This window comes from Pseudomonas sp. FSO-7, assembly GCF_059579345.1.
In genome coordinates this window covers 3,953,341-3,979,672 of record NZ_CM184193.1, presented here as the reverse complement: position 1 = coordinate 3,979,672, position 26,332 = coordinate 3,953,341, and the positions used below count along the sequence as shown (strand labels likewise).

Sequence of the window (26,332 nt, the reverse complement as noted above, 5' to 3'; positions counted from 1 at the left end):
GCTCTCGGCTGCCTTTCGTTCCACTTATAAGGATAAGAAGCATGTTCAGTTGGTATCGCCAAGTCACTGCGCGGGAGCGCAAAACGTTTTGGGCCTGTTTCGGTGGATGGTCACTCGACGCCTTGGAAGTACAGATGTTCGGCCTGGCGATACCGGCGTTGATCGCCGCGTTCGCCCTGACCAAGGGCGATGCCGGGTTGGTCAGCGGCGTGACCCTGGTCACTTCGGCCCTTGGCGGCTGGGTCGGCGGGACGCTGTCGGACCGCTACGGTCGGGTGCGCACGCTGCAATGGATGATCTTGTGGTTTTCGTTCTTCACCTTCCTGTCGGCGTTCGTCACCGGCTTCCACCAGTTGTTGATCGTCAAGGCGCTGCAGGGCTTCGGGATCGGCGGGGAATGGGCCGCCGGCGCGGTATTGATGGCCGAGACCATCAACCCCAAGTACCGCGGCAAGGTCATGGGCACCGTACAAAGCGCCTGGGCGGTGGGTTGGGGGCTGGCAGTCGGCGTCTTCACACTGATCTACTCCCTCGTACCGCAGGACATGGCCTGGCGGGTGATGTTCGTCGTGGGCCTGTTGCCGTCGTTCCTGATCATCTGGGTGCGGCGCAACGTTGAAGAGCCCGACAGTTTCCAGCGCCTGAAAAAAGACAATGTCATTGCGCAAAGTTTCTTCAAATCCCTGGGCGGCATCTTTCGTCCCGAGTTGATCCGTGTGACCTTGTTCGGCGGGTTGCTGGGGCTGGGCGCGCACGGCGGTTACCACGCCGTGATGACCTGGCTGCCGACCTTCCTCAAGACCGAACGCAACCTGTCGGTGCTCAACTCCGGTGGCTACCTGGCGGTGATCATCTTCGCCTTCTGGTGCGGCTGCGTGGTCAGTGGCCTATTGATCGATCGCATTGGTCGTCGGAAAAACATCGTGTTGTTCGCGCTGTGCTGCGTGGTCACCGTGCAGTGCTATGTGTTCCTGCCGTTGAGCAACACCCAGATGCTGTTCCTGGGGTTCCCGCTCGGCTTCTTCGCGGCCGGTATTCCGGCGAGCCTCGGGGCGTTTTTCAACGAATTGTACCCGGTGGATGTGCGCGGTGCCGGCGTGGGGTTCTGCTACAACTTCGGCCGGGTGCTCTCGGCGGTGTTCCCGTTCCTGGTCGGCCACATGAGCGACTCCATGTCCTTGGGCTCGGCCATTGGCATCGACGCCGGGATTGCCTACGGCGTGGCGGTGATCGCGGCGCTGTGCCTGCCGGAAACCCGCGGCCGCAGCCTGGAAGCCCCCGTGGCATCGGCGCCTGTGGTTGAGCGTGACAGCCAGGGCGCCCGGGCCTGATTTTCCTTATTGTCGATAGATGAGCCTCATGCCTGATACCTGTACTAAACCGATCACCGGCATTGACTGCCACGCCCACGTGTTCAGTCGCGAGCTGGAACTGGCCGCTGTCCGGCGCTACACACCCGACTATGACGCCACGCTCGCTCAATACCTGAGCCACTTGCACGCCCATGGCTTGAGCCATGGCGTGCTGGTGCAACCGAGCTTTCTCGGCACCGATAACCGCTACCTGCTGGCCGCGCTACGGCAAGCACCGGAGCAGTTGCGCGGGGTCGTGGTGGTGGAGCGAGACGTCAGCCGCGCCGAGCTGGACGGCATGGCCCGACTGGGCGTGGTCGGTGTGCGCTTGAACCTGATGGGCAAAGCCTTGCCTGATTTTCGTGACGCCGCCTGGAACGGTTTTTTGGGCCACATCGCGGAGCTGGATTGGCATGTCGAGTTGCATGCCAACCTGGTGGACTTGCCGGGGTTGATGGCTCAGCTGTTGCCATCGGGCATCAAGTTGGTGGTCGATCATTTCGGTCGCCCGGATGCGCGTTTGGGGCTGGATCAACCTGGCTTGGCCCAATTGATGGCGCTGGGGCAGGGTGGGCAGGTGTGGATGAAGGTGTCCGGTATCTATCGATTGGGCGCAACCGCCCCGCGCAACCTTGAGTTCGCCCGCGCCTCGTTGCTGCTGCTGGAACGCAGCTTCGGCCCCGAACGCCTGGTGTGGGGCAGCGATTGGCCGCACACCCAGCATGAAAAACAGATTGGTTTCGTGACGGTCATGGCGCAGTTGCGCGCATTGGAATGTTCAGCGTCGCTGAAGCATGCGTTAATGGTCCAGGCACCCCAGGCACTCTTCAAGTTTTGAGGTGCGAAGGTCGTAGTGTCGAGTTTTCCTGAACTCGCCCGATGAATAGGGATCTAGACTCCATTGAAACCCTATGAGCAGTCGCCGTATCGGCCTTTAAAAGGGATTCTGCGAGCTGAAACCACCGACCCAGGCGATGCGCTCGGGCGAAGGACAGCGAGGGTGGTTCAGCCAGGCGGCTTGAGGATGACTGATGTCGAACATTGAAGAGCTACCCACACAAACACATGCGCCGAGTGAGTACGAAAGCTTGATCGCGATGGGAACGAGCGCGCTCGATGCCATTCCCGGTGCGGTGTACCTCTGCGATCACCAGGGGTGGCTCGTCCGGTACAACAGCGAGGCGGCCGAGCTATGGGGAAGGGCGCCGGCACTCGGAGAGAACGGCGACCGTTTCTGCGGCGCCCATCGATTGTTCCTGACCGACGGTACGCCGCTGGCATTCGAACACTGCCCGACGGCCTCGGCGCTCGATACAGGCATGTCGTCGCGCAACCAGGAAGTGGTCATCCAGCGCCCGGATGGCTCGCGTTTCGTGGCGCTGATGAACATCCGCGCCCTCAGGGATCGTTGGGGCGTCATTCAAGGGGTGATCAACTGCTTCCAGGATGTTACGGCGCACCACGCCATGGCCGAGGAGCTTCGGCGCAAGAGCGCGGACCTGGAAGACTTTTTCGAAAACAGTGCGGTGGGCCTGCATATCGTCAGCGGCGAGGGCATCATCCTGCGCGCCAACAAGGCGGAGCTGGCGCTGCTGGGTTATCCGGCGGACGAATACATCGGGCGGCACATCACTGAGTTTCATGTCGATGAACCGGTCATCGGCGACATCCTCACCAAGTTGGGCAGTGGCGATTGCCTGGAGAGCTACCCGGCGCGCCTGAGGGCGAAAGACGGCTCGATCAAGCATGTCACGATCACGTCGAACGGGCGGTTCGAGGACGGGAAGTTCTTCAATACCCGTTGCTTCACCATCGACAGGAGCAGCGTTCATGCGGCCGAGGCGGCGCGTCAGGACAGCGATGACCGGCTTTCGGCGACCTATGAGGCGGCGACCATCGGTATCGCCGAGGCCGGTATCGACGGTCGCTTGCTCCGGGTGAACGACGCCCTGTGCAACATGTTGGGTCGGTCACGGGAAGAACTCCTGTCGATGACATTCCTGGACTACACCCATCCGGACTGCATTCAGCAGGATGCGGGGTTGTACGCCCGCCAGGTGGCCGGTGAGCTGGATAACTATGTGCTGCGCAAGCGCGCCCTGAAGCCCGATGGCGAGGTGGTTTACCTCGACATCCACAGCTCGTCGGTGAGGGACGCCAACGGTACGTTTCGTTATGGCGTGCGGGTGCTGCAGGACGTGACGCTGACACAACGGATGGAAGACCAGCTCCGCGAAAGCGAACGGCATATGCGCAATCTTCTCGAAGCGTTGCCTGCCGCGGTGTACACCACCGACGCCGAGGGGCGCATCACGTTCTTCAATCGCGCCGCTGTCGAGTTGTCGGGGCGCACGCCGCAGTTGGGTGAGATGTGGTGCGTGACCTGGAAACTGTTCAATACCGACGGCACCGCACTGCCCCACGATCAATGCCCGATGGCGGTGGCGTTGAGGGAGAACCGGCCGATACGCGGCGTCGAGGCGGTTGCGCAGCGGCCGGATGGCAGCCGTGTACCGTTCACGCCGTTTCCTACGCCGTTGCATGGCGCCGATGGAAACCTGGTGGGCGCCATCAACATGCTGGTCGATATTTCCGAACGAAAGCAGGCGGAAAACCGACAGAAGACGCTGATCGATGAGCTCAATCACCGGGTCAAGAACACCCTGGCCACGGTGCAATCGCTGGCGGCCCAGACCGCGCGTAATGCAGAGGATGCGAAGGACGGCTACAGGCGTTTCGAGGCCAGGCTCCTGGCGTTGTCGCGGGCACACGATCTCTTGACCAAGCGCCATTGGGGCCAGACGCCGTTCGATACCCTGGCCCATGAAGTGCTGCTGCCGGTCTTTGGGCATGAGCCCGGCCGTGTCGTGATCGAGGGGGCTGCTGTTGATGTCGGCACCCGCGTGGCGCTCAACCTCACGATGACCCTCAATGAACTGGCGATCAACGCGCTCAAGTACGGGGCCATGTCGGTCGAGACGGGGACCCTCGCCGTCACCTGGGAGCTGCAGACCCAAGCGGACGGAACGTGGCTGACCCTCGACTGGCAGGAGCGCGGAGGGCCGCGGGTCTCTCCGCCGGAACGGGAAGGGCTGGGTTCGCGCCTGATGAAGCGCTGCATCGAGCGCGACTTGGGGGGCACGTTTGACCTCACCTATGCTCCACAGGGCGTTTGCTGTCGCTTTTCGTTCCTGATTGGAGCGGCTGGGACATGATCCCATTGGCTGGAACCAGGGTGCTGGTCGTCGAAGACGAAGGCGCGATTGCCCTGTTGATCGAGGAGATGCTGGAGGAATTCGGATGCGAAGTGGTGGCCTCGGTCGCCCGGCTCGCTGCGGCATGTGAAATCGCCGGCGCGGTGCAGGTGGACCTGGCGATCCTGGACGTCAACCTGGCTGGCGAGCGCGTGTTCCCGGTGGCCGACATTCTTCGCGGTCGCCAAATCCCCTTTCTATTCAGCACCGGATACGGCGCCAGCGGGCTGCCGGTCGAATACGCCGGGTGTCCGGTTCTGCACAAGCCGTTTTCGGAAAGCGAATTGCAGCAGAAAATGACCGTTACGCTGAGGGAGGCCCACGACAGCGGTGTGGCCATCAGCCCTGATGCTCTCTGACCCACCGCCATCGCGAGCAGGCTCGCTCCCACAATGACCAGCGGTGGACAGTGACTGAGTGACCACCACAAATCCTCTGTGGGAGCGGGCTTGCTCGCGATAGCGACCTGACATTCGACACCAATACCGGCTGACCCACCGCCATCGCGAGCAGGCTCGCTCCCACAATGACCGGCGGTGGACAGTGACTGAGTGACCACCACAAATCCTCTGTGGGAGCGAGCCTGCTCGCGATAGCGACCTGACATTCGACACCAATACCGGCTGACCCACCGCCATCGCGAGCAAGCTCGCTCCCACAATGACCGGCGGTGGACAGTGACTGAGTGACCACCACAAATCCTCTGTGGGAGCGAGCCTGCTCGCGATAGCGACCTGACATTCGACACCAATACCGGCTGACCCACCGCCATCGCGAGCAAGCTCGCTCCTACAATGACCGGCGGTGGACAGTGACTGAGTGACCACCACAAATCCTCTGTGGGAGCGAGCCTGCTCGCGATAGCGACCTGACATTCGACACCAATACCGGCTGACCCACCGCCATCGCGAGCAGGCTCGCTCCCACAATGACCGGCGGTGGACGGTGACTGAGTGATCACCACAAATCCTCTGTGGGAGCGAGCTTGCTCGCGATGACGGTGGCACAGGCAATACATCACCCACTGATACAACCCCATTCCCCGCAAGCACAGCCCTGACCTTCAAGCAGGCCTACGAGACGTTGCCGCTGGACTGTGCTAAATCTCTTACCGGCAATCCACCTCTCCAAATCCATTCAAGGAGTGAGCATGAGTCTCCACGGTCACTACGATCCCCAGAACATCTTTGCGCTGATCCTTCGCGGTGATGCGCCGTGCTACAAGATTTACGAAGACGCCGATGTGCTGGCTTTCCTGGATATCTTTCCTCAATCGCGCGGCCATGTCCTGGTCATCCCCAAGGCCTCCCAGGCGCGCAACATCCTCGAAGTCGAGCCCGCTGTCCTGGGCGCGATGATGTCTGCGGTGCAGCGCCTGACGCGGATCATCGTGGACGAGTTGCAGCCGGACGGGGTCCAGGTCGCGCAGTTCAATGGTGCCGTGGCCGGGCAAACGGTCTATCACATTCACGTGCACATCATTCCGCGCTGGGAAGGCGAGGAGCCGGGTGTGCATGGCCGGGGCAAGGCCGACCCCGAGGAACTGGAAAAACTCCAGGCTCGCCTGGTCGAGCGCATTCGCTCAGGGGCCTGACGCCGGGCAGGATCCTGCGAAGGGGCACGGGCCGTATCAGTTCCCGTGCCCCTGGTTGCTGCGAATCAACTCATAAGCCCGGCGCACCAATGGATTGACGGTATTGGGTCGAATCCACAAGTGGTAAGTCACGTCCGGCAGCCGCGGTAACCCATCGTTTTCTCCCAATACCCGCATGTCCGGGCCGAGCATTTCCATACTGCGTGGGGTAACGCCCAGGCCCGCGCGGGTCGCGGCCTTGATGCCGATCAGGTTCGAGGCCAGGTAGGCCTGGCGCCAGGGAATCTTGGCGCGTTCGAGCGCCTCGAGGGCATAGCGGCGATAGATGCTGGGCTCGTCCACCAGGATCAGCGGCAACGGTTCGCCGGGGTTGTGCAGGTACTGAGCCGAGCAGATCCACCACACCGGCGAGGTGCGCAAGGCGAAGCCTTCAAGGCTCGGATCCTGACGGGTGGAAATGATCATGTCGACCTTGCCCCGATGCAGGTCGTCCATCAGGAACGGGCTGCGCCCGACATCGATTTCCAGGCGCAAGCGCGGGGCCGAGCGGGCGATGTGGCTGAGGATTGGTGGCAGGATGGTGTCGGCGATGTCGTGGGGCGAACCGATGCGCAGCACGCCGCTGAGGCTGCTTTCGCGCAGGGAACTGAGGACATCGTCGTTGAGCGACAGCATCTGCCGCGCGTGCCGCAGCAGTTGCTGGCCCGCTTCCGTCAGTTGTTTTTGCCGTCCGCGCTTTTCGAACAGGCTCACCCCGACCTGCTGTTCCAGGCGTTGCATGTGCTGGGTCACCGACGATTGCGTGCGGGACAGTTGGGCGCCCGCCTCGGCGAAGCTGTGGTGATCGACCACGGCGATGAAGGTGCGCAGTAATTCGAGATCGAGGGTCGACATGGCGGTGGCTTCATATCAAGGGTGCAAACCTAAACATTACAGTTTTTTATGGGTTTAGGGGGGCGATTCTGCTGGTGGATTGCTGTAAGCCAGTAAAACAGCGGTTATAAGTTTTTCGCCTGGAAACCAAACCCTTGAAGTTATAACGATATTAGATATTTGAATTTCCTTTGCCTCCAAGCGCTACCTAGGATGCCCACTCATCAGGCCGGGGGGACGCCGGCCATCCATGAGGGGAAATTCATGTTGCTTGAGCGCTCACCCGTAAAACGATTGCTGCCTGTCATGCTGGGCGCCTTGATTGCATTGTCGACCGTCAACATCGCCCGGGCCGATGCCACTCTGGACAAGATCGAGCAACGCCACGAATTGGTGGTCGGTGTGCTGCTGTCCGGTGGTCCGTTCGGCGGCATCGACCCCGCCACTCAGAAACCGCGCGGTTTGAACGTCGACCTCGCCCAGGAATTGGGCCGGCAACTGGGCGCCGAGGTGCAACTGGTGCCGGTATTGCCGGCCAACCGCGTGCAGTTCTTGCAGCAGGGCAAAGTCGATGTGCTGATTGCCAACATGGAGTGGACCGCCGAGCGCGGTGAAATCCTCGGGTTCGTACCCACGCCGTTCTACCGCGTCGGTGGTACTGCAGCGGTGCTCAAGGACAGCACGATCAGTCGCTGGGAAGACCTGAAGAATCAACCGGTGTGCACCTCCCAGGGCAGCAGCTACATCAAGCCGCTCACCGAGTTGGGTGTCCAGATCAAAGCCTTCAAGAGCTCCTCGGAATCACTCCTGGCACTGCGTGGCAATAACTGTGTTGCGGCGGTGCACGACGCCACGCTGATCAATCCACTGATTGCCGACAACGCCGAATGGCAGGGCTACCGCGCCCTGAGCCCGGAGCTGAACCCGGCGCCCTCGGTGATCTGGACGCGCAAGGGTGAAAGCGATACCCAGGCCAGGCTCGACCCGATCATCCAGCAATTGCACCGCAGCGGCTGGCTGATCGAGGCCCAGACCCGTAACCGCATCACCCCGGCGTCACCGGCCCTGGTGGAGTTGCAGAAACAGTTCCAGGCCAACGGCGCCTGAGGATCGTCGCGCCTGCTTTCTCTCTTCAACGACCGACGCTCAAGGTAATCGCCCATGACTGCATTTTTCGCCCCACGAACCCTGGTCAGCCTGTGCCTGGCGTGGTCCATCGGTTGCGCGGCCAACCTGGCCCAGGCCGATGCCACGCTGGCCCGGATCGAGCAACGGCATGCCATCAGCGTCGGGGTGATGCTCAGCGGTGCGCCGTTCGGCACCATCGACCCCAAGACCGGTGAGCACCTGGGCTACAACGTCGAGTTGGCCCAGGGCATCGGTAAGGCGCTGGGCGTGGAGACCCAGACCGTGTCGGTGCTGGCACCCAACCGCGTGCAATTCCTGCAACAGGGCAAGGTCGACATTCTGATCGCCAACATGCAGTTCACCGAAGAGCGCGGCGAGATGCTCGACTACGTGCCGACGCCTTATGAAGAGGTCGGTGGCGCGGCGTTGATTCGCAAGGGCTCCGGCATCAGCCAATGGGCCGACCTTAAAGGCAGACCGGTATGCGTGTCCCAGGGCAGCAACTTCATCAAGCCCCTGCAAGAAACCTACGGCGCACAGATCAAGGCCTTTCGCAGCCAGTCCGAGTCGCTGTTGTCGTTGCGCGGCAATGGCTGCGTGGCAGCGGTCCATGTGAGCCCGACCCTGCACGCGCTGTTGAGCGAAGCCGAATGGGCCGGCTATGAAATCCCGCTGCCGGGGGATCTGATCCCATCGAATTCGGTGATCTGGCTGCGCAAGGGCGAGCATGACACCCAGGCCAAACTCGATGCCATCGTGCGCGACTGGCACCGCAGCGGCTGGCTGATCGAACTGGGCGAACGCACCGGCATGGCACCGTCCCAGGCCCTGCGTGATCTGCATGCCAAGTACAGCAATGCTGCGCCCCTGGCCGCACAACCATGAGCCAGTCGTTGTTTTTGACGTTGCAGGCACTGGTCGGCGCCAAGCATGTGCAGGGCACTGAAGACGCCGCGCCGTACCTGACCGACAAACAGGGCCGTTACGTCGGCCAGGTGATTGCCGCGGTACACCCGGCCAGTACCGAAGAGGTCGCTGCGGTGGTCCGGGCTTGCGCCGCGACCGATACCCCGGTGGTGGTGCAGGGCGGCAACACCGGGCTGATGGGCGGCGCTACCCCGGACGCCAGCGGCCGTGCCGTGTTGCTGTTGCTCGACCGAATGAATCGGGTTCGCGCCGTGGACACCGACAACGACACCCTGACCGTCGAGGCGGGTTGCATCCTGCAAACCGTCCAGGCCGTTGCCCGCGCGGCCGGCCGCTTGTTCCCTTTGAGCCTTGGCGCCGAAGGCAGTTGCACCCTCGGCGGCAACCTGGGGACCAATGCCGGCGGCACCGCGGTGCTGCGCTATGGCAATACCCGCGAATTGACCCTGGGCCTGGAAGTCGTGACCGCCCAGGGGGGAATCTGGGATGGCCTGCGCGGCTTGCGCAAGGACAATACCGGCTACGATCTGCGGGACCTGTTTATCGGCAGCGAAGGCACGCTCGGCATTATCACCGCCGCGACCCTGAAGCTGTTTCCGCTGCCAAAGGCCCAGGCCACCGCGCTTCTGGCGTTCGACTCCCTGGAGCAGGCAGTGGCCTTGCTGTCCCATGCCCGCGCCGGTTTTGGTGCCAGCCTGACGGCCTTCGAGTTGCTCAGTGCCGAGTGTCTTGCGCTATTGCGCGAGCAGTTTCCCGACGGTCCGCGCCCCTTCGCCAGTGCTCGCCAGCCTTGGTTCGCGCTGTTGGAACTGTCCGATAACCACAGTGAAAGCCATGCACGGGAAGTCTTCGAACAGGTGTTGGGAGAAGCCTTCGAGCAGCACCTGCTGGCCGATGCGCTGATCGCGGAAAACCTCGTCCAGAGCCAGGCGTTCTGGCGGCTGCGGGAAAACATGAGCGAGGCGCAAAAGCGTGCCGGTCGCAACATGAAGCACGACATCTCCGTGCCGATTTCCCAAGTCGTGGCGTTCGTTGCCCATACCGACGCGTTGTTGCAGGCGCAATTTCCCGGCGTGCGGCATTACACCTTCGGGCACCTGGGTGATGGCAACCTGCATTACAACGTCGCCCATCCGCTGGACTCCACGGTCGACACGCACATGGCCCATTACGCCGCCCTCAGCCGACTGGTCCACGACAGCGCCCATGCCCACGGCGGTTCGATCAGTGCCGAACACGGGATCGGCCAGCGCAAGGTGAATGAGCTGGGGCGCTACAAAAGTGCGGTGGAACTGGACCTGATGCACCGGATCAAGCAGGCGCTGGATCCGCGCAATCTGCTCAATCCGGGCAAGGTCCTGGAGCAAACGCAGCCATGACGCTTTACCTGTCCAAGCGCGTGCAGCGTGTCTCGCTGTCCGCCAATGCCGCCGCCAAGTCCCGGGCCACGGCCCTGCGTGAAACCGGTCGCGACATTCTCGACCTGACCACCGGTGAGCCGGATTTCGATACGCCGGCGCACATCAAGCAAGCCGCCTATGCCGCCATTGCCGCCGGCGCCACCAAGTACACGCCGACGCCGGGCGTGAAGGCCTTGCGTGTGGCGGTGCAACGCAAGCTGCACAGGGAAAACCAACTGGACTATCCGCTGGCATCCATTGTGATTGCCAACGGTGCGAAACAGATCATCTTCAATGCCTTCGCCGCGACCCTCGACGACGGCGACGAAGTGCTGGTACCAACACCGTACTGGCCGTCCTTCCCGGACAGCGTGCGCTTCAACGGGGGGGAGCCGGTGTTCATCGAATGTGGGCTGGACCAAGGCTGCAAGCTCACGCCTCGACAACTGGAGCGACACATCGGCGAGCGCACGCGCTGGTTGATCCTCAACAGTCCCGGCAACCCCAGTGGCGCGGTCTACAGCGAGACCGAACTGCAAGGCTTGGCCCAGGTGCTGCGGCGACATGCCCACGTGTTGATTCTGCTGGATGAGCTCTACGAGCACATTCGTTTCGACGGGCGTGCACCCCTGAACCTGCTCAACGTCGCGCCGGATTTGCAATCGCGCTGCCTGCTGGTGGGCGGGGTGTCGAAAACCTATGCGATGACCGGCTGGCGCATCGGTTTCGGGGCCGGGCCGCAAGCACTGACCGATGCCATGACGGTGGTGCAATCGCAATCCACCTCCGGGGCGTCCTCGGTTGGCCAGGCGGCGGCGTTGGCGGCGTTCGAAGGTGGGCTGGGTTTCTTGCCGGAACAGGTCGCGGCCTATCGTCAGCGCCGTGATCTGCTGATGAACACCTTGCGCAATGTCGAGGGTCTTGACGTCCTCGAGCCTCAGGGTGGTTTTTTTGTCTTTGTGTGCTGCGTCGGGTTGTTGGGGCGCTATCGCCCGGACGGTCAGCGGCTGGAACACGATGCCGATGTCGTTGCGTACCTGCTGGACGAGGGCGTTGCTGGCGTCGCGGGCAGCGCTTATGGCTTGTCGCCGTGGTTTCGCCTGTCCATCGCCACGGCGACCGGAACCGTCGTCGAAGCGGGCCGCCGTATTGCCCACGCCTGCGGCCAATTGAGGGGCGAGCCATGAGCCACTGGCTGGAGCAATTCGTCCATTGGAGCGCCGAGTTCGGACTCAACTACAACTTTCTGCTCGATGCTTATCAGCGCGGCACGTTGGAGCAGGGCGCGTTGACCACGGTGTTGTTGTGCCTGCTGACCATCGTCGGCAGCCTGCTGGCGGGCGTCGGCCTGGCGGCGCTGTTGACCTCGGGCAAGACCTGGCTCGCACGGCCTGCGCGAGTGTTTGTCGAAGTCACCCGCAACACGCCGACCCTGGTGCAGCTGTATTGCGCCTTCCTGGTGCTGAACATGCTGCTGACCGAGGCCGTCGGCGCGGCCAACCCGCTGACCCCCTTCGCCTGGGTGGTGATCGTGATCTCGTTGCACAAGGGCGCGTTCCATGCCGAGGCGCTGCGGGCCGGTATCGAAGCGGTGCCTACGGTGACAATGGAGGCGGCCAGTTCGCTGGCCTTCAACAGCCGCCAATTGTTATGGAACGTGCAGTTGCCCCTGGCCCTGCGTTTTGCCTTGCCGGCGCTGATCAACAACCTGATCGACCTGGTGAAAATGACCGCCGTGGCCTCGGCCATCGCCGTGGGCGACATCACCTACGCGGCCATCATGATCTGGACCCAGAGCGACAACGTGCTGGAGTTGATGATCCTGATCCTGGGGTTTTTCGGCCTGCTGAGTTTCACCGTCAACTGCGTGGGGCGCTACCTCGAAGCGCGCCTGAGGATGCCCGGCTATGGCCATTGATTCGTCCGTCATCGCGCCCCTGGCCTGGCCGCGGCGACATTTCGGCAAGGTGTTGCTGGGGCTGGCGACGTTGTCCTGGCTGGTGTACGTCGCCCCCCACAGCCCGGTGTTCAAGGCCTTGCTGCAATGGTCGCCGGCCCTGGCCGCAGGGTTCGGCCAGAACATTCTCATCAGCCTGCTGGCCATTGGGCTGGGTTCTGTGGCGGGGCTGTTGGTCGGCGCCATGGTGCTCTCGCCCCTGCGCTTGCTGCGCTGGCCGGCGCGGATCTGGGTGCAGGTCTTCCGCAATGCACCCTGGCTGGTGCTGATCTATTTCACCACGTATGTGTTCCCGTTCGAGGTTCGTATTGGCAGTGCCTATGTCGCGTTCCCCGACTGGGTCAAGGTCACCCTCGGCCTGGCCTTGCCGGCCAGCGCCAATGTCGCGGAAATCTTCCGTGGCGCCATCGCCTCGATCCCCAGCACCCAATGGGAGGCGGCGCGTTCCCTGGCGTTCACCCGTGGGCAGATTTTTCGCTCGATTATCCTGCCCCAGTGCTTCAAGCGCATGTTGCCGCCGTGGATGAACCTCTACGCGGTGATCACCATGGGCACCGCGCTGGCTTCCCTGGTGGGCGTGCACGACGTGATCGACACCGCGCAGATCGCCAGCAACACGGTGAACCTGACGGGCTTCACCGTGGTGATCTACCTGAGCCTGCTGGTGCTGTTCTTTGCCTATTGCTACCCGATTTCCCGCCTTACCCAATACCTGGAGCGACGTTATGCCTTCTACTGAAACCGTCGCCGAACCCCTGGTCAGCCTGCGCGACCTGCACTTGTCGTTCGGCAGCAACCCGGTGCTCAAGGGCATTGACCTGGATGTGCGCCGTGGCGAGGCCGTGTCGATCATCGGTCCGTCCGGCTCGGGGAAATCGACGATCCTGCGTTGCATCACCGGCCTGTTGCAGCCCCAGCGGGGCAGCATTCGCGTCGGGGCCACCGAGGTTCACACCCTGGCCCAGGAAGCCCAGCGCATCGAGCTGCGCAAGCGCGTGGGGTTTGTGTTCCAGCAGTACAACCTGTTCCCGCATCTGTCGGTGCTGGAGAACCTGGTGATTGCGCCGCGCAAGGTCCTGGGGCGCAATCGGGCCGACGCCGAGAAAGACGCCCGCGCCTTGCTCGCCAAGGTGCGCATGGAGCACAAGGCCGATGCCTATCCGGGGCAGCTCTCGGGCGGCCAGCAACAACGGGTGGCGATTGCCCGCGCCCTGGCGATGCGTCCTGAGCTGATCCTGTTCGATGAAGTGACCTCGGCCCTGGATCCGGAAACCGTCGGCGAGGTGCTGACAGTGATCCGCGAGCTGACCGAAGAGGGCATGACCTGTGTGCTGGTGACTCACGAAATGCGTTTCGCCGAGGAGATCAGCGATGTCGTCTATTTCACCGAGAACGGCGTGATTGTCGAGCACGGTAGCGCCGCGCGGATTTTCCAGCACCCCACCAGCGAGCGCACCCGGGAGTTTCTGCGCCATGCCTTGGGTGACCCGGGGCGACGGCCGCCCATCGCCAATGATCCTTACCTGTTGACCAACCTGAGTCGCTACAGCCTGTCCGTCTAAAAGGAGCCTGCCATGAACACCTCTAACCGTGCCGATGTCATCGAGGACTTCCTCAAGGAAGTGCGCGTCATCCATCAGCGTGGCGTCGACCGATCCGCGCTCAAGCAGATTGTCGTGCTGCTGGAAGCCCTGGCCGAGCGCCGCGACCTGTTCAACTTCGAGGCCTTTCCTGCGCCGGAGCCGGGGCAGGGCAGCACCGCGTTTCGCTATCGCCTCAATGACGACGGTGATACCCCGACGCTCTACCTGAACTCGCTGCTACCGGGCAAAAGCACCATCCCTCACAACCACGAGACCTGGGCCATCATCAGCGCCATTGAAGGCCAGGAAATCAACTACGTCTATCGGCGCGATGACGAAGGTCGCGAACCGGGATATACCACCTTGCACCTGGATAAAGAGGTGATCGTGCAGCCCGGCACATCCATCGCGTTCCTGGGCGAGGATCTGCATGGCATTCGAGTCGCAGGCGCGCAACCGACCCTGCATTTCCATCTCTACGGCTTGCCGCTGGAATCGCTCAACGGCCGTTACGGCGTCGAAGCCGACGGGCGGATTCTCAATTACAACGCCTCGCAAATGGCCCCGTCGATCAAGGCCTATGCCCACTGACACCACCTTGCGTTCCAGTCACTCCATTTTTCCAGCGGGACTCCCATGAGCCAGACCTTAACTCCCCAGCAACTGCAGCAGTGGTTGTTCGACGGGCAGGAAATCGCCCTGTTTGATGTGCGCGAGCACGGCCAATATGGCGAAGCCCATCTGTTTTTCGGGGTGAACCTGCCCTATAGCCGTTTGGAGTTGGAAGTGCGGCGGCTGGCGCCGAACCTCCAGGTGCGGTTGGTGCTCCATGATCAGGATGGCGGGGAGCTGGCGGCCCGTGCGGCGCAACGCCTGCAAGCACTGGGCTATGCCAATGTGCACATCCTGGAGGGCGGCGCCGAGGGTTGGCAGGCCGCCGGCTATCAGCTGTTTGCCGGTGTGCACGTACCGTCCAAAGCCTTTGGCGAACAGGTGGAGGCGGTCCGGCACACGCCTCACGTCAGCGCCCGCCAATTGGCGCAATGGCAGGCCCGGGGTGAGCCGCTGGTGATCCTCGACGGCCGACCGTTGGACGAGTATCGCAAGATGACCATTCCCGGTTCGATCTGTTGTCCCAATGGCGAACTGGGTTACCGCGTGCACGACCTGGTGCCGGACGAGCAGACTCCCATCGTGGTCAATTGCGCTGGCCGGACCCGCAGCATCATTGGTGCCCAGACGTTGATCGACCTGGGCTTGAAAAACCCGATCTATGCCTTGGAAAACGGTACGCAAGGCTGGCACCTGGAAGATCTTCAACTGGAACACGGCAGCGAGCGTCGCTATGCCGATGAGGTATCGAGCAGCACGCTGGCGGGGCAGCGCTTGGCGGCGGCACGACTGGCCGAACAGGCCGGTGCGCCTACCGTCGGGGCGGCCCAGGTCGAGCGGTGGGCTGCGGACGCCGGGCGCAGTCTGTTCCTCTGCGACGTGCGCACCGCCGAGGAATTTGCCGCCGGCACGCTCCCTGGCGCTCAACACACGCCGGGCGGGCAGTTGATTCAATCCACCGATCTGTACGTGGGCGTGCGCCAGGCGCGGGTGGTGCTGTTCGACAACGACGGCGTGCGCGCACCGATCATCGCCAGTTGGCTGCGGCAGCTGGGGCACGAGGCCTTTGTGTTGTCCGGTGGGTTGGGCAGTGACCTGGCATTAGCGGTTCCAGCCGCCGTCGCGCCTGGCAAGCTGTCGCTGATCAGCGTGCAGGCCTTGGCCGATGCCCTGAAGGATGACGCAGTGGCCTTGATCGACCTGCGTTCGAGCCGGGCGTATCGCCAAGGTCATATCGCCGGGGCGCGTTGGTCGATCCGTCCACTATTGGCCGGTGCTCTGGCGGGTGAGCAACGACCGCTGGTGCTGGTGGCCGATGACGCCAGACTCGCGGCCCTGGCGGCATTGGAGCTGCCTCACGCGAAGGTCTGTTTGCTGGACGGCGGTCCAGATGCCTGGCGCTCGGCGGGCCTGACGCTGCAAGCAGGCGCCGATACATTGCCGGATGCACAGTGCATCGATTTCCTGTTTTTCACCCACGACCGTCACGCTGGCAACAAGGACGCGGCGCGCCAATACCTGGCATGGGAAATCGGTCTGCTGGCGCAAATGAGCGAGGAGGAGATCGCCAGCCTCAAGCCTTTGCACGGACAGCCTCAAAGCACTGTCGATGAGCGGCTGCGTACCCGTCTGGTCCATGGCGCGCGCGCCGGAAAGGGCGCCGGCGCCAGGCCCGTCAACGTACCGGTCAGCCGCCTGAGCACGGTGCTGTTCGACAACCTGGCCCAGATGCGTGACGCCCGTTCCCGGCGCGACAGCGAGCGAGTCCTGAGTTATGGCGCCCGGGGCAATCCGACGGCCTTCGCCCTGGAAGACCTCGTCACGGAATTGGAGGGCGGCTACCGCACTCTACTCTTCGGCACCGGGTTGGCTGCCGTGGCGCAAACCTTCCTGGCCTACCTGCGGCCTGGCGATCATGTGCTGATCACCGATGCGGTGTACGCCCCGGTCCGGCGTGTGGCCCGGGACTTCCTCGAAGCCTTCGGTATACAAGTCGACTACTTCGCCCCCGACGGCAGCGACCTGCCCGGACGGCTGCAAGCCAACACCAAAATGGTCTACACCGAAGTGCCCGGCTCATTGCTGTACGAGCTCTGCGACTTGCCGGCCATCGCCGCACTCTGCAAGCCGCGCGGCATCCTGCTGGCAGTGGACAACACCTGGGGTTCGGGCGTGCTGTACCGCCCGCTGACATTGGGTGCGGACATTTCGATCATGGCCCTGACCAAATACCTGAGCGGCCACAGCGACGTGGTCATGGGCAGTGTTTGCACGCGTCAGGAGGCTTGGCCGGCACTGGCGGCCATGAGCGACACCTTCGGCAACACCGTCAGCCCCGACGACGCCTACCTGGTCCTGCGTGGCGCGCGCACCCTCGCGCCACGCCTGGACACGCATGAGCGCCAGGCCCTGGAAATCGCCCATTGGCTGCAGGCACAACCGCAGGTGAAGCGGGTCTTCCATCCCGCGCTGGCCGGGCATCCCGGCCACGGGTTGTGGCAGCGGGATTTCAAGGGCAGCAATGGGTTGCTGTCCTTTGAGCTTCGCGAACATGACGACGCTTATCTGGAGCGATTCATCGACGCATTGCAGGTGTTTGGGTTGGGTGCGTCCTGGGGCGGATTTGAGAGTCTGGTGACCGTTGCCGATACTCGGGATCGGCAAAGTGCCGAGGATCGGGCGTTGAATCCGGTGGTACGCTTGCACGTCGGATTGGAGGACGTCGAGGTGTTGATCGAGGACCTGCGGCGGGGGTTCGCGCAGGCTGCTGCCAGTGCATCAATGACTTGAAGCACCGCGTGGTCAGGTATCCAACATCGATGCGAACTGACCCACCGCTTTCGCGAGCAAGGTTGTGCACCCCAGCACAAAACCTATCAACAAGGGGCTACCAAGTCCCTTGCCAACCGCTATCCTCGTGCGCTGACCTCCCGACGCCCTGGACATTCATTTTCATGAAATTGCGCCTGCTGACCGCTGCCTTGTTTTTCACCTGCACCCTGACTCACGCCGCTGAGTCGAAACCCGTTCCGAAAGCCCTGGAAGAACAGATCGGGCACCTGGTCGCGCTCATCAAGGACAGCTATGCCACCGGCTACCCGGAAGCGACGTTGGTGCAGACGCTGGACACCGGCGAGGACAGCCAGGTCACCCTCGCGGTCTTCACTATCGAAGGGTTTGGTATGGGCAACAATTACAGCCAATACCTGGCGGCCTTCACGCCCGAAGAGAACGAAGACGGCGTGCCGCACTACAGCCTGTTGGACGTGATGCGCATCGGTGGCGACAGCTGGCGGGCCATCGACAAACTGGATGCCAAGCTGGTCAGCGACCCGACCGGTGAGCAGACCCTGATCGACATTCCCGTGATGGAGAATACCGACGAGGACGCGCCGAATTTCCCAAGCAGAGCCGCCGTCATTCACCTGTCTTTGGACGGATCACAGGCACTGCGGTTGGTCGAGATCAAGTAAATCGGATTTATGCGATTGCGGTATGAGTGCTATGTAATTGGCATGGTTTATCGATTAATGCGACAAGGGTAATTTGGCTTTTCTACGCTATCAATCGAGAGAAAAGCCAAATGACTCTGCGTTCGACTCCGCCGAAAGTCCCCGCCGCAGCCAAGGCGGGTAGCCTCTGTTTTGCGTTATGCGCGGCGGCGCCTTTTGCCGACGCCGCCAGTACACAAAGCGCCAGCGAATCCCGGGCTTCGCAGCAGATCAGCCGGGCCGGGAGCCAGGCAGCGGTCACAGGCCCGGCGGACTCTTTCACCGGGCGAGTGCGGATTGATCCGTTGTTCCCCGCCACCGATGAAGACAATGCCGCTGGCGCCTACGTCAGCTTCGAACCGGGCGCGCGTTCGGCCTGGCATACCCATGCCGCCGGACAACGCTTGGTGGTGATTTCCGGTGTCGGCCTGACGCAGGAATGGGGCAAGCCCGTGCAGCAGATTCTTCCGGGCGACGTGATCGTCTGCCCACCAGGCGTCAAGCATTGGCATGGCGCCGCACCGACGAGCGCCATGACCCACCTGGCCGTGACGGGCACGGTGGAGGGCAAAAACGTGGAGTGGATGGAGAAGGTCAGCGAAGAACAATACGGCGCCGCTGGGGGGCCGACGCCATCGACCAAACCGGAGGCCGTGGCGGTTTCGCAAACCCTATCGGCCAAGCAGCAAGCCATCCCGTTGATTGCCGCCACCATGGCGACGAGCAACATGCCCGGCCTCAATACGGCCTTGAATCAAGGGCCGGATGCGGGCCTCACGGTCAGCGAGGCGAAGGAAGTCCTGGTGCAGCTCTACGCCTACAACGGTTTCCCTCGCAGCCTCAACGCCCTCGGCGAATTGATGAAAGTGGTCGAGGCCCGCAAGCAACGCGGCGTCCAGGACGACCCGGGTCGTGCGCCCACTCGCCTGATTCCCACCGGTGATGCGCTGCTGGCGGCGGGCAAGGCCAATCAGACACGCATTGCCGGTGCGCCCGTCCAGGGGCCGTTGTTCGACTTTGTCCCGGTCATCAACCAGTACTTGCAGACGCACCTGTTCGGCGACATTTTCGAGCGTGACAACCTGGACTGGCAAAGCCGTGAGCTGGCGACGGTCGCCGCGCTGGCGGTCACCCCCGGCGTGGAGTCACAACTGCGCTCGCACATGGCCGCCAGCCTGCGCGTTGGCTTGAGCGCTGCGCAGTTGCGGCAACTGATCCAGCTACTGAGCGGGCAGGGCGACGTCGCCGCAGCCAAGCGCGCTGCCGAAGCATTGGACACCGTCCAGGCCAGTCAACCCTCGTAGCGCAAGGCTTCGCGCAGCAGCGTGAAGGCCGGTGAACTTTGGCGGCGACTTGGATAGTAGAGGTGGTAGCCGGAAAACGGCTCGCACCAATCTTCCAGCACCCGAATCAACCGGCCTTGCGCCACGGCATCCTGCACCAGGTCCTCCGGCATGAAGGCCAGTCCCAACCCTTGAAGCGCGGCCTCCAGGCGCATCGCGATGGTGTTGAACACCAACTGGCCTTCCACCCGGACTTTCAATTCCTGCCCATGTTTCTCGAACTCCCAGACATAGAGACCACCATGGGTCGGCATGCGCAGGTTGATGCAATTGTGCGCCGTGAGGTCTTCCGGGATGACTGGCTTGGGATATCGGCCGAAATACGCCGGCGAGCCCACAACCGCCATGCGCATGTCAGGGCCGATACGCATGGCGATCATATCCTTGGCGACCTGTGGACCCAGCCGCACACCGGCGTCGAAACCCTCCGCGACGATATCGGTAAACCCATAGTCGACGATGATTTCGATATTGAGATCGGGATTGTCCGGCAACAGCCTGGCGAGCACGGATTGCAGGATCGTGATCGCGGAGTGCTCACCCGCGGTGATGCGCAACTTACCCGCCGGCTTATCGCGAAACTCGCTGAGCATCGCCATCTCGTTATCGATCTCTTCGAACCGCGGAGCGACCACCCGCAGCAGGTGTTCGCCTGCTTCGGTCGGGGCGACACTGCGCGTCGTTCGCGACAACAACCTGACCCCCAGTCGCTCCTCCAACTGACGCATCGCCCGGCTCAGCGCCGGTTGCGACATGCTCAGCTTGGCCGCTGCGCGGGTGAAGCTGCGCTCCTGGGCGACGGCGGCGAAGATGGCGAGTTGGTCGTAGCGTTCGGTGGTCATTGATCCGTCTCTGGTATGAGCAGCCTTGAATTATGGCATCTGTTGTATTAATTGGTTGAGTCATTTGAAGTCAGGATCTGCCTGGAAAATTGACGGCTATAGTCAACTGGCAGCCCATGATGTAAGTGAAGCTCGCAGCTATTCGCTCCACGAGAAGTGATTTGAGTTGGCTAATTGTTATATCGACAAGGAGAGGGCGGTATGCGTAGGGCTATAGCGCTTATGGTGCTGTTAATGGGGGTCGCAAATATACTTTTTGCGAGTCAGTTTACAGGAGAGCTAATATTGCTCCCTGACGGTTGCCAATTGACCAAGGAGCGAAAGTGTCAGTTGGGATCGATGCTTACGTTCAAATCGCCAAATGGCTTGGTTTGGCAAACCGATGTTTGGAAAGCCGGCAATCACGAGTCAGGGACAACGGATGGCGCATCGATCCCAAAATGGGCGCAACCTATAATAGGCGATGCGTACGACGCGTCTTTCTTGAAAGCGGCAATTGTTCACGATCACTATTGCTATAAAGAGAATCGGGTTCGGTCGTGGGTTGAAACGCATCGGATGTTTTATTACGCGCTCATTGATCTGGGTATTGATAAAGTCAAGGCGAAAACAATGTACTTTGCCGTCTTTACTTTTGGGCCGCACTGGAAGGATATTGTCGCTGGAGAGAGGTGTGGGGAAAACTGCATCAAGACGTTAGCTCCTTCTGGACAGGTTTCAGAAGAAAGTCAACTTAATTGGGAACGTTCAATAACGACGACACAAAATTTCAAGGCGGCTCTTGAGGCGGATCCGAGCATGAGTCTCAATGAAATCGAAGCTTATGCCGAGGCGGCCAAGCCCAATGATTTTTACGTGGGGCAGGGGAGTACGTACGTCCCCGAGGGCGCGAATGATCCCAATCTATTACAGAAATACTAGCTCGGTCAGAATGCGTTTCGCCGTTTCACGGCGGGGGTAGATATTATCGATACGCGGCGACTCGCCTAATCGCTAAATTGTTGTCTGGCTTGATGAAGGTCCGTTCCATTGGCTCGGATGTGATGCTTGATATTGAGTATGAAAAGGGGGCTGTAGTCGATAGTGTGGAGGTGGTTTTTGTCGGGGAATCCTGCTTTTCATGTGCTGGCTGTAGAGGTGTTTTTGTCCAGCGAGTTGTCGGGCCGTTGATTTTGTAGCGAGACGAAATTAACCGGAACCGCTTCAGTTAGCCCTAGGCCTGAGTGGGTGGACGGCCCGAGGACGCGCCAGCTAAAGAACCCTATTGAAGCGCCAGCACCTCACGGTGGTGACACTGAACGCACCTGCGACAGCCCGATGACTGTTATAGATCTCGAGTTCGCGAACGATGCCTGCGATACTTTCGCTCTCCATCGCCTAAGGTTCAGGCGCAGTCAGTTTTCAGGGAATACACGTTGAGTACGTTTTTTCTTGGTTGGACGGCTCAGTACGAGCGGCATTTCATCAAGTATCTGGCAGACCATTACGATGTCAGCAGACTGGAAGTGCCAAAGCTGCTCAAGCGTCTGCATCGCGTTGCTACCGGCTTCAGCAAGGCCGAGAGCGTGCAGGATCGTCTCGTGTCGTGGATCGGGCGTATGTACTGCGCGGCCAGGGGGTTTGATCGCTCGGATATACTGATCTGTAACGAAGGACAGGTGAGGCGCAATGTCTTGCCTTCGATCGTCAGCGTGTTTCCGGGACGCAAGATCCTGTTGGTTCGTGATCTTGTGGATGTTGCTTTCGTTGAAGAAATGACCCCACTCTTCGACCGGATCTATAGTTTCGATCAATCCCAATGCCGACTTCTCGGCATGCAGCACCTGAATCAGTTTTTTCCACTGGGCTTTGCAGAAGCCGAGCGGCTGACGGCGCAAGCGCGTAAAGCTGTTACCCAACAGCACTGTTTCTTCCTGGGACGTGACAAGGGACGCTCCGCCCTGCTGGACGGGCTCGCCGGTATACTTGAACAGCATGGTTGCAAAGTTGATTTCCGTATTGTGCGGGATAACACCTCGACGCCCGATACACGCTTCCACACCGACACCTTATTGGACTATGAAAGCAACCTGAAGCTGTCGCTGGCGGCGGATGTCTTGATTGAAATAAACCAGCCAGACCAAGCCGGCTTGACGCTTCGAACGCTTGAAGCCGCCTACTTTGGCAAGAAACTGATCACCAACAACGCTTCTGTCAAAGACACGCCGCTCTATCATCCGAGCAATATCTTTGTGATCGGCGCAGTGGATCAATGGGACATAGCCACCCTCGGCGAATTTCTCAGCTCCCCGTTTTCGCCGTTGCCCAAGGAAGCGCTCTACGCCTATTCCCCGGATTACATGATCGAACGTCTGACTCGGGAAAACGCTGCGGCAGCGTGTTAATGACACACTTTGACGCCGCCGATATACAGCGCCACCTCGAGTAAGCCTTCAGTGCGGGCATTTTTATTGCTCGAATTCTTATGGCGGCTGTGCGCAGGGCCTCTTCGGGTGCGCCGGTTTCCTAACGTACCGGTGTTTAGCAGCGAACGTGGCAGCTCTCACTTACGTTAGGAGCATTCCACTTGCAGATCACCCCAGGCCATCCACGCTCATACCTGATCCATTGCCTCGCTCACCCCCCGATCCTCACCCAGAAACCCGCCACTCTGATGGTGCCATAGCCGCGCATAGATACCGTTCTTGGCGAGCAATTCGGTGTGGGTGCCCTGTTCGATGATGCGTCCATCATCCATGACAATCAGTCGATCCATCGCCGCAATCGTGGACAGCCGATGGGCGATGGCGATGACGGTCTTGCCCTGCATCATTTCATCGAGGCTTTCCTGGATGGCCACTTCGACTTCCGAATCCAGCGCGCTGGTCGCCTCGTCAAGGAGCAGGATCGGGGCGTTCTTGAGCATCACTCGGGCAATCGCGATGCGTTGGCGCTGGCCGCCCGACAACTTGATGCCGCGCTCGCCCACCAAGGTGTCGTAGCCGGAGTGACCTTGTCGGTCGCTCAGTTGGCTGATGAACTCATCGGCCTGGGCATTGGCCGCGGCACGGCGGATTTGTGCGTCGCTTGCATCGGGGCGACCGTAGGCGATGTTTTCGCGAATGGAACGGTGCAGCAGGGAGGTATCCTGGGTGACCATGCCGATGGCGTTGCGCAGGCTGTCTTGGGTCACGTGAGCGATGTCTTGCCCGTCAATGCGGATCTGCCCACTGTCGACATCATAGAAGCGCAGCAGCAGGTTGATGAGCGTGGATTTGCCCGCGCCGGAACGGCCTACCAGGCCGATTTTCTCGCCCGGGCGAATGTCCAGGCTCAGGCCATCGAGCACCTGACGTTCGCCATTGTAGTTGAAGCTCACGTTGTCGAAGGTGACCGCTCCGCCGGAGGTCACCAGCACCCCTGCGTCCGGCGCATCCTGAACCTTGGGGCCGCGGGTAAGGGTGGCCATGCCATCCTGCACGGTGCCGATGTTCTCGAACAGCGAGGTCATTTGCCACATGATCCAGTGCGACATGCCGTTGATACGCAATGCCATGGCAGTAATCGCCGCTACGGCACCGGCACCGACGTCGCCCTGATGCCACAGCCAAAGGGCATAACCGCCTGCAGCCATGATCAACCCCACTACCAATGCTTGGTTGACGATTTCGAACTGGCTGACCAGGCGCATCTGGCGAAAGCCGGTTTGTTTGAAGTCCTCCATGGCCGCGCGCGCGAAGTGCGCTTCACGGTTGGAATGGGAGAACAGCTTCACGGTCGTGATGTTGGTGTAGGCGTCCGAGATACGCCCGGTCATCGAGGAGCGCGCATGGGCCTGTTCCTGCCCGACTTTCCCCAAGCGGGGCACGAAGTAGAACATGGCCAGCCCGAACAGCACGATCCAGGCCAAGAAAGGCAGCATCAGTTTCAGGGCGAAGCCGCCGGCCAAGGCGATGATCGCGATGAAGTACACGCCGATGCCGGGTGCGATCTCGATCAGGGTGAACAGCACGTCGCGCACGGCCAGTGCAGTCTGCATCACCTTGGTGGTGACCCGACCCGAGAACTCGTCGGAAAAAAAGGACAGGCTTTGTCGCAGCATCAGGCGGTGGAAGTCCCAACGCAGCCGCAACGGCAGATTGATCGCCAGTACCTGGTGCTGCACCATGGTACGCAACGCCACCAGCCCGATGCTGGCCAGCATGACGATCCCCATGCCCCACAGCACGCGGCTTTCCTGCGCCGCCGCCTCACCACCGGCCTGCCAGGTCGAGAGCAGATCCACGACCTGGCCGAGGAAGGAAAACAGCCAGGCTTCGTAGATCGACACACCGGCGCTGAGCAGCGCAAACGCAAGGATGTAACCGCGGGCGCCCCGTGTGCAGGCCCAAAGAAACCGAGCCAGACCTTCGGGTGGCGGTGGTGCTTCGTCAGGCGGGAAGGGGTCGAGTCTTTGTTCAAACACGCGAAGCATGGTGGTCTCCGAAACGATTGATGATGGGGATTCTGCCATTTAAAGGCTGCTTGCGGGGTTATGTGAGTGGGGGATGGCTCCAAGGGGACAGTCTTGCGTCGTCCAGACGGGCATCTGAACCACATTGACGTCTCGTATTGACATATCGGTAAATCTCGATATGATCGGCCCATGGAATTGATCGAAATATTCAAAGCCCTCTCAAACCCTACACGCCTTGAAATCTTGAAAGGTTTGAAGGATCCCGCAAAGAACTTCCCTCCGCAGGACGAAGGTGACGTTCTCACGGTGGGCGTCTGCGTCAGCAGTATCCAGGAAGGTATCGGCCTGTCGCAGTCAACGGTGTCTGGTTATCTTGCAACGCTGCAACGTGTGGGTTTGGTCGAAGTCAGGCGCATCGGTCAGTGGACTTACTACAAGCGGAATGAAGCCACTATCAGCGCGCTTGCCGAGATCATAGGGAAAGAGCTGTAGTTTTTTTTACCGCATGATATCGAGATATCTCGATATCCCTTTTTGTCGATACGAGGATTTACAATGAAAGCGATGGTACTTAAATCATTTGGCGGGCCGGGATCGTTCGAACTCCGCGATGTGCCCAAGCCTGTGCCGCACACGGGACAAGTCCTGGTCCGGGTACACGCAACCTCCATCAACCCATTGGATTATCAGGTTCGACGTGGCGACTATCCCGACCTGGTGCAACTGCCGGCCATTACCGGCCACGATGTATCGGGCGTTGTCGAAGAAGTTGGGCCAGGTGTGACAGCCTTCGCGCCAGGAGACGAAGTCTGGTACACCCCGCAAATATTTGACGGGCCAGGCAGTTATGCCGAGTACCACGTTGCTGCCGAAAGCATCATCGCGAAGAAGCCTTCCTCGCTAAGCCATCTTGAGGCGGCAAGCCTGAGCTTGGTTGGCGGGACGGTATGGGAGGCGCTGATCGTGCGTGCGGCGCTCAGAGTGGGGGAAAGCATATTGATACACGGCGGTGCGGGAGGTGTCGGTCATGTGGCGATCCAGGTGGCAAAAGCCATGGGAGCCAGGGTGTTCACGACCGTGCGCGAGGCAAACGCTGAGTTCGCACGAAGTCTGGGGGCCGATGTGGTCATCGACTACGAAAAGGAGGATTACGTCGACGTCATCATGGGGGAAACAGGTGGTCGCGGCGTTGATGTCGTGTTCGACACCATTGGCGGCAATACATTGTCGCGCAGCCCCGATGCGCTGGCACAGCTTGGCCGCGTAGTCACGATCGTGGACATTGCCCAGCCACAAAACCTTGTTCAGGCCTGGGGCAAGAACGCGAGTTATCACTTCGTTTTCACTAGACAGAACCGCGGCAAACTCGACGAGTTGAGCACGTTGGTCGCGAGAGGTCAGTTGCGGCCGCATGTAGGCGCCGTCTATTCGCTTGCCGACATTGCGCTCGCCCATGCCCGGCTGGAGAGTCCCAACAACGGTGTTCAAGGAAAAATCGCAATTGCCGTCGAGCCATCGCTCATCCCGTGAGTGCGTACTTT

The 26,332-nt window shown here is 61.2% G+C and carries 23 protein-coding genes; 20 read left to right on the top strand and 3 right to left on the bottom strand.

The window, feature by feature from the left end; all coding sequences use genetic code 11:
• Nucleotides 1-41: 41 nt before the first annotated feature.
• The 5 genes from AC515T_RS17120 to AC515T_RS17100 all read left to right on the top strand — a co-directional run bounded on the left by AC515T_RS17120 (nt 42) and on the right by AC515T_RS17100 (nt 6,200).
• On the top strand, nt 42-1,331 hold the full coding sequence (locus AC515T_RS17120) for an MFS transporter (RefSeq protein WP_496529301.1): 1,290 nt from the start codon (nt 42-44) through the stop codon (nt 1,329-1,331).
• 28 nt (nt 1,332-1,359) lie between these two features.
• Nucleotides 1,360-2,190, top strand: a complete 831-nt coding sequence (locus AC515T_RS17115; RefSeq protein ID WP_496529300.1) for an amidohydrolase family protein — start codon at nt 1,360-1,362, stop codon at nt 2,188-2,190.
• A gap of 193 nt (nt 2,191-2,383) precedes the next feature.
• Complete coding sequence (locus tag AC515T_RS17110) at nt 2,384-4,567, top strand: PAS domain-containing sensor histidine kinase (protein ID WP_496529299.1); 2,184 nt, start codon at nt 2,384-2,386, stop codon at nt 4,565-4,567.
• A 20-nt stretch (nt 4,568-4,587) separates the two neighbouring features.
• Nucleotides 4,588-4,965 carry a response regulator gene (locus tag AC515T_RS17105; RefSeq protein ID WP_496529298.1) on the top strand — a complete coding sequence of 126 codons (378 nt, stop codon included), beginning with the start codon at nt 4,588-4,590 and terminating at the stop codon, nt 4,963-4,965.
• Between the two features lie 791 nt (nt 4,966-5,756).
• On the top strand, nt 5,757-6,200 hold the full coding sequence (locus AC515T_RS17100) for an HIT family protein (protein WP_496529297.1): 444 nt from the start codon (nt 5,757-5,759) through the stop codon (nt 6,198-6,200).
• Nucleotides 6,201-6,236: 36 nt separating this feature from the next.
• On the opposite strand, the gene AC515T_RS17095 is transcribed toward AC515T_RS17100, so the two are convergent.
• The gene (locus tag AC515T_RS17095) at nt 6,237-7,094 is read right to left on the bottom strand and encodes a LysR substrate-binding domain-containing protein (RefSeq protein WP_060741881.1); all 858 of its coding nucleotides are present in this window, start codon (nt 7,092-7,094) and stop codon (nt 6,237-6,239) included.
• A 243-nt stretch (nt 7,095-7,337) separates the two neighbouring features.
• On the opposite strand from AC515T_RS17095, the gene AC515T_RS17090 reads away from it, so the two are divergent.
• The 11 genes from AC515T_RS17090 (at nt 7,338) to AC515T_RS17040 (ending at nt 19,475) form a co-directional block, all read left to right on the top strand.
• A complete protein-coding gene (locus tag AC515T_RS17090) occupies nt 7,338-8,180 on the top strand; it encodes a transporter substrate-binding domain-containing protein (protein ID WP_496533151.1) in 843 nt (280 codons plus the stop codon).
• Between the two features lie 54 nt (nt 8,181-8,234).
• A complete protein-coding gene (locus tag AC515T_RS17085; RefSeq protein WP_496529296.1) occupies nt 8,235-9,086 on the top strand; it encodes a transporter substrate-binding domain-containing protein in 852 nt (283 codons plus the stop codon).
• Nucleotides 9,083-10,507: an FAD-binding oxidoreductase gene (locus AC515T_RS17080; protein ID WP_496529295.1), complete on the top strand. Its 1,425-nt coding sequence runs from the start codon at nt 9,083-9,085 to the stop codon at nt 10,505-10,507. The genes AC515T_RS17085 and AC515T_RS17080 overlap by 4 nt, the downstream gene beginning before the upstream one ends.
• Entirely contained in the window at nt 10,504-11,715 is a 1,212-nt protein-coding gene (locus AC515T_RS17075) for an aminotransferase class I/II-fold pyridoxal phosphate-dependent enzyme (RefSeq protein WP_496529294.1), read from the top strand. The genes AC515T_RS17080 and AC515T_RS17075 overlap by 4 nt, the downstream gene beginning before the upstream one ends.
• Complete coding sequence (locus tag AC515T_RS17070) at nt 11,712-12,446, top strand: amino acid ABC transporter permease (RefSeq protein ID WP_496529293.1); 735 nt, start codon at nt 11,712-11,714, stop codon at nt 12,444-12,446. Before AC515T_RS17075 ends, AC515T_RS17070 begins: the two co-directional genes overlap by 4 nt.
• Nucleotides 12,436-13,224 carry an amino acid ABC transporter permease gene (locus tag AC515T_RS17065; RefSeq protein ID WP_496529292.1) on the top strand — a complete coding sequence of 263 codons (789 nt, stop codon included), beginning with the start codon at nt 12,436-12,438 and terminating at the stop codon, nt 13,222-13,224. Before AC515T_RS17070 ends, AC515T_RS17065 begins: the two co-directional genes overlap by 11 nt.
• Nucleotides 13,211-14,047 carry an amino acid ABC transporter ATP-binding protein gene (locus AC515T_RS17060; RefSeq protein ID WP_496529291.1) on the top strand — a complete coding sequence of 279 codons (837 nt, stop codon included), beginning with the start codon at nt 13,211-13,213 and terminating at the stop codon, nt 14,045-14,047. Before AC515T_RS17065 ends, AC515T_RS17060 begins: the two co-directional genes overlap by 14 nt.
• A 12-nt stretch (nt 14,048-14,059) precedes the next feature.
• Nucleotides 14,060-14,659, top strand: coding sequence for a cysteine dioxygenase family protein (locus AC515T_RS17055; RefSeq protein ID WP_496529290.1), 600 nt, complete (start codon nt 14,060-14,062; stop codon nt 14,657-14,659).
• A 45-nt stretch (nt 14,660-14,704) separates the two neighbouring features.
• Complete coding sequence (metC, locus tag AC515T_RS17050) at nt 14,705-17,470, top strand: cystathionine beta-lyase (protein ID WP_496529289.1); 2,766 nt, start codon at nt 14,705-14,707, stop codon at nt 17,468-17,470.
• Between the two features lie 164 nt (nt 17,471-17,634).
• Nucleotides 17,635-18,153, top strand: a complete 519-nt coding sequence (locus AC515T_RS17045; RefSeq protein ID WP_496529288.1) for a hypothetical protein — start codon at nt 17,635-17,637, stop codon at nt 18,151-18,153.
• Nucleotides 18,154-18,263: 110 nt separating this feature from the next.
• Nucleotides 18,264-19,475 (top strand): (R)-mandelonitrile lyase, encoded by a 1,212-nt coding sequence (locus tag AC515T_RS17040; RefSeq protein ID WP_496529287.1) that lies wholly within the window; start codon nt 18,264-18,266, stop codon nt 19,473-19,475.
• Here AC515T_RS17040 and AC515T_RS17035 read toward each other — a convergent pair.
• Nucleotides 19,463-20,356, bottom strand: coding sequence for a LysR family transcriptional regulator (locus AC515T_RS17035; RefSeq protein ID WP_496529286.1), 894 nt, complete (start codon nt 20,354-20,356; stop codon nt 19,463-19,465). The two genes, AC515T_RS17040 and AC515T_RS17035, sit on opposite strands and share 13 nt — an antisense overlap.
• Before the next feature lie 201 nt (nt 20,357-20,557).
• Between AC515T_RS17035 and AC515T_RS17030 the strand changes: the two genes are divergently transcribed.
• Complete coding sequence (locus AC515T_RS17030; RefSeq protein ID WP_496529285.1) at nt 20,558-21,277, top strand: DUF1353 domain-containing protein; 720 nt, start codon at nt 20,558-20,560, stop codon at nt 21,275-21,277.
• 494 nt (nt 21,278-21,771) lie between these two features.
• Entirely contained in the window at nt 21,772-22,740 is a 969-nt protein-coding gene (locus AC515T_RS17025) for a WaaS/CpsH family glycosyltransferase (protein ID WP_496529284.1), read from the top strand.
• 209 nt (nt 22,741-22,949) lie between these two features.
• Here AC515T_RS17025 and AC515T_RS17020 read toward each other — a convergent pair whose 3' ends face one another.
• Nucleotides 22,950-24,809, bottom strand: a complete 1,860-nt coding sequence (locus tag AC515T_RS17020; protein ID WP_496529283.1) for an ABC transporter ATP-binding protein — start codon at nt 24,807-24,809, stop codon at nt 22,950-22,952.
• 171 nt (nt 24,810-24,980) lie between these two features.
• Here AC515T_RS17020 and AC515T_RS17015 point away from each other — a divergent pair, with 171 nt between their 5' ends.
• Nucleotides 24,981-25,283, top strand: a complete 303-nt coding sequence (locus AC515T_RS17015; RefSeq protein ID WP_186610312.1) for an ArsR/SmtB family transcription factor — start codon at nt 24,981-24,983, stop codon at nt 25,281-25,283.
• A 63-nt stretch (nt 25,284-25,346) separates the two neighbouring features.
• Nucleotides 25,347-26,321 (top strand): zinc-dependent alcohol dehydrogenase family protein, encoded by a 975-nt coding sequence (locus tag AC515T_RS17010; RefSeq protein ID WP_496529282.1) that lies wholly within the window; start codon nt 25,347-25,349, stop codon nt 26,319-26,321.
• Nucleotides 26,322-26,332 lie beyond the last annotated feature (11 nt).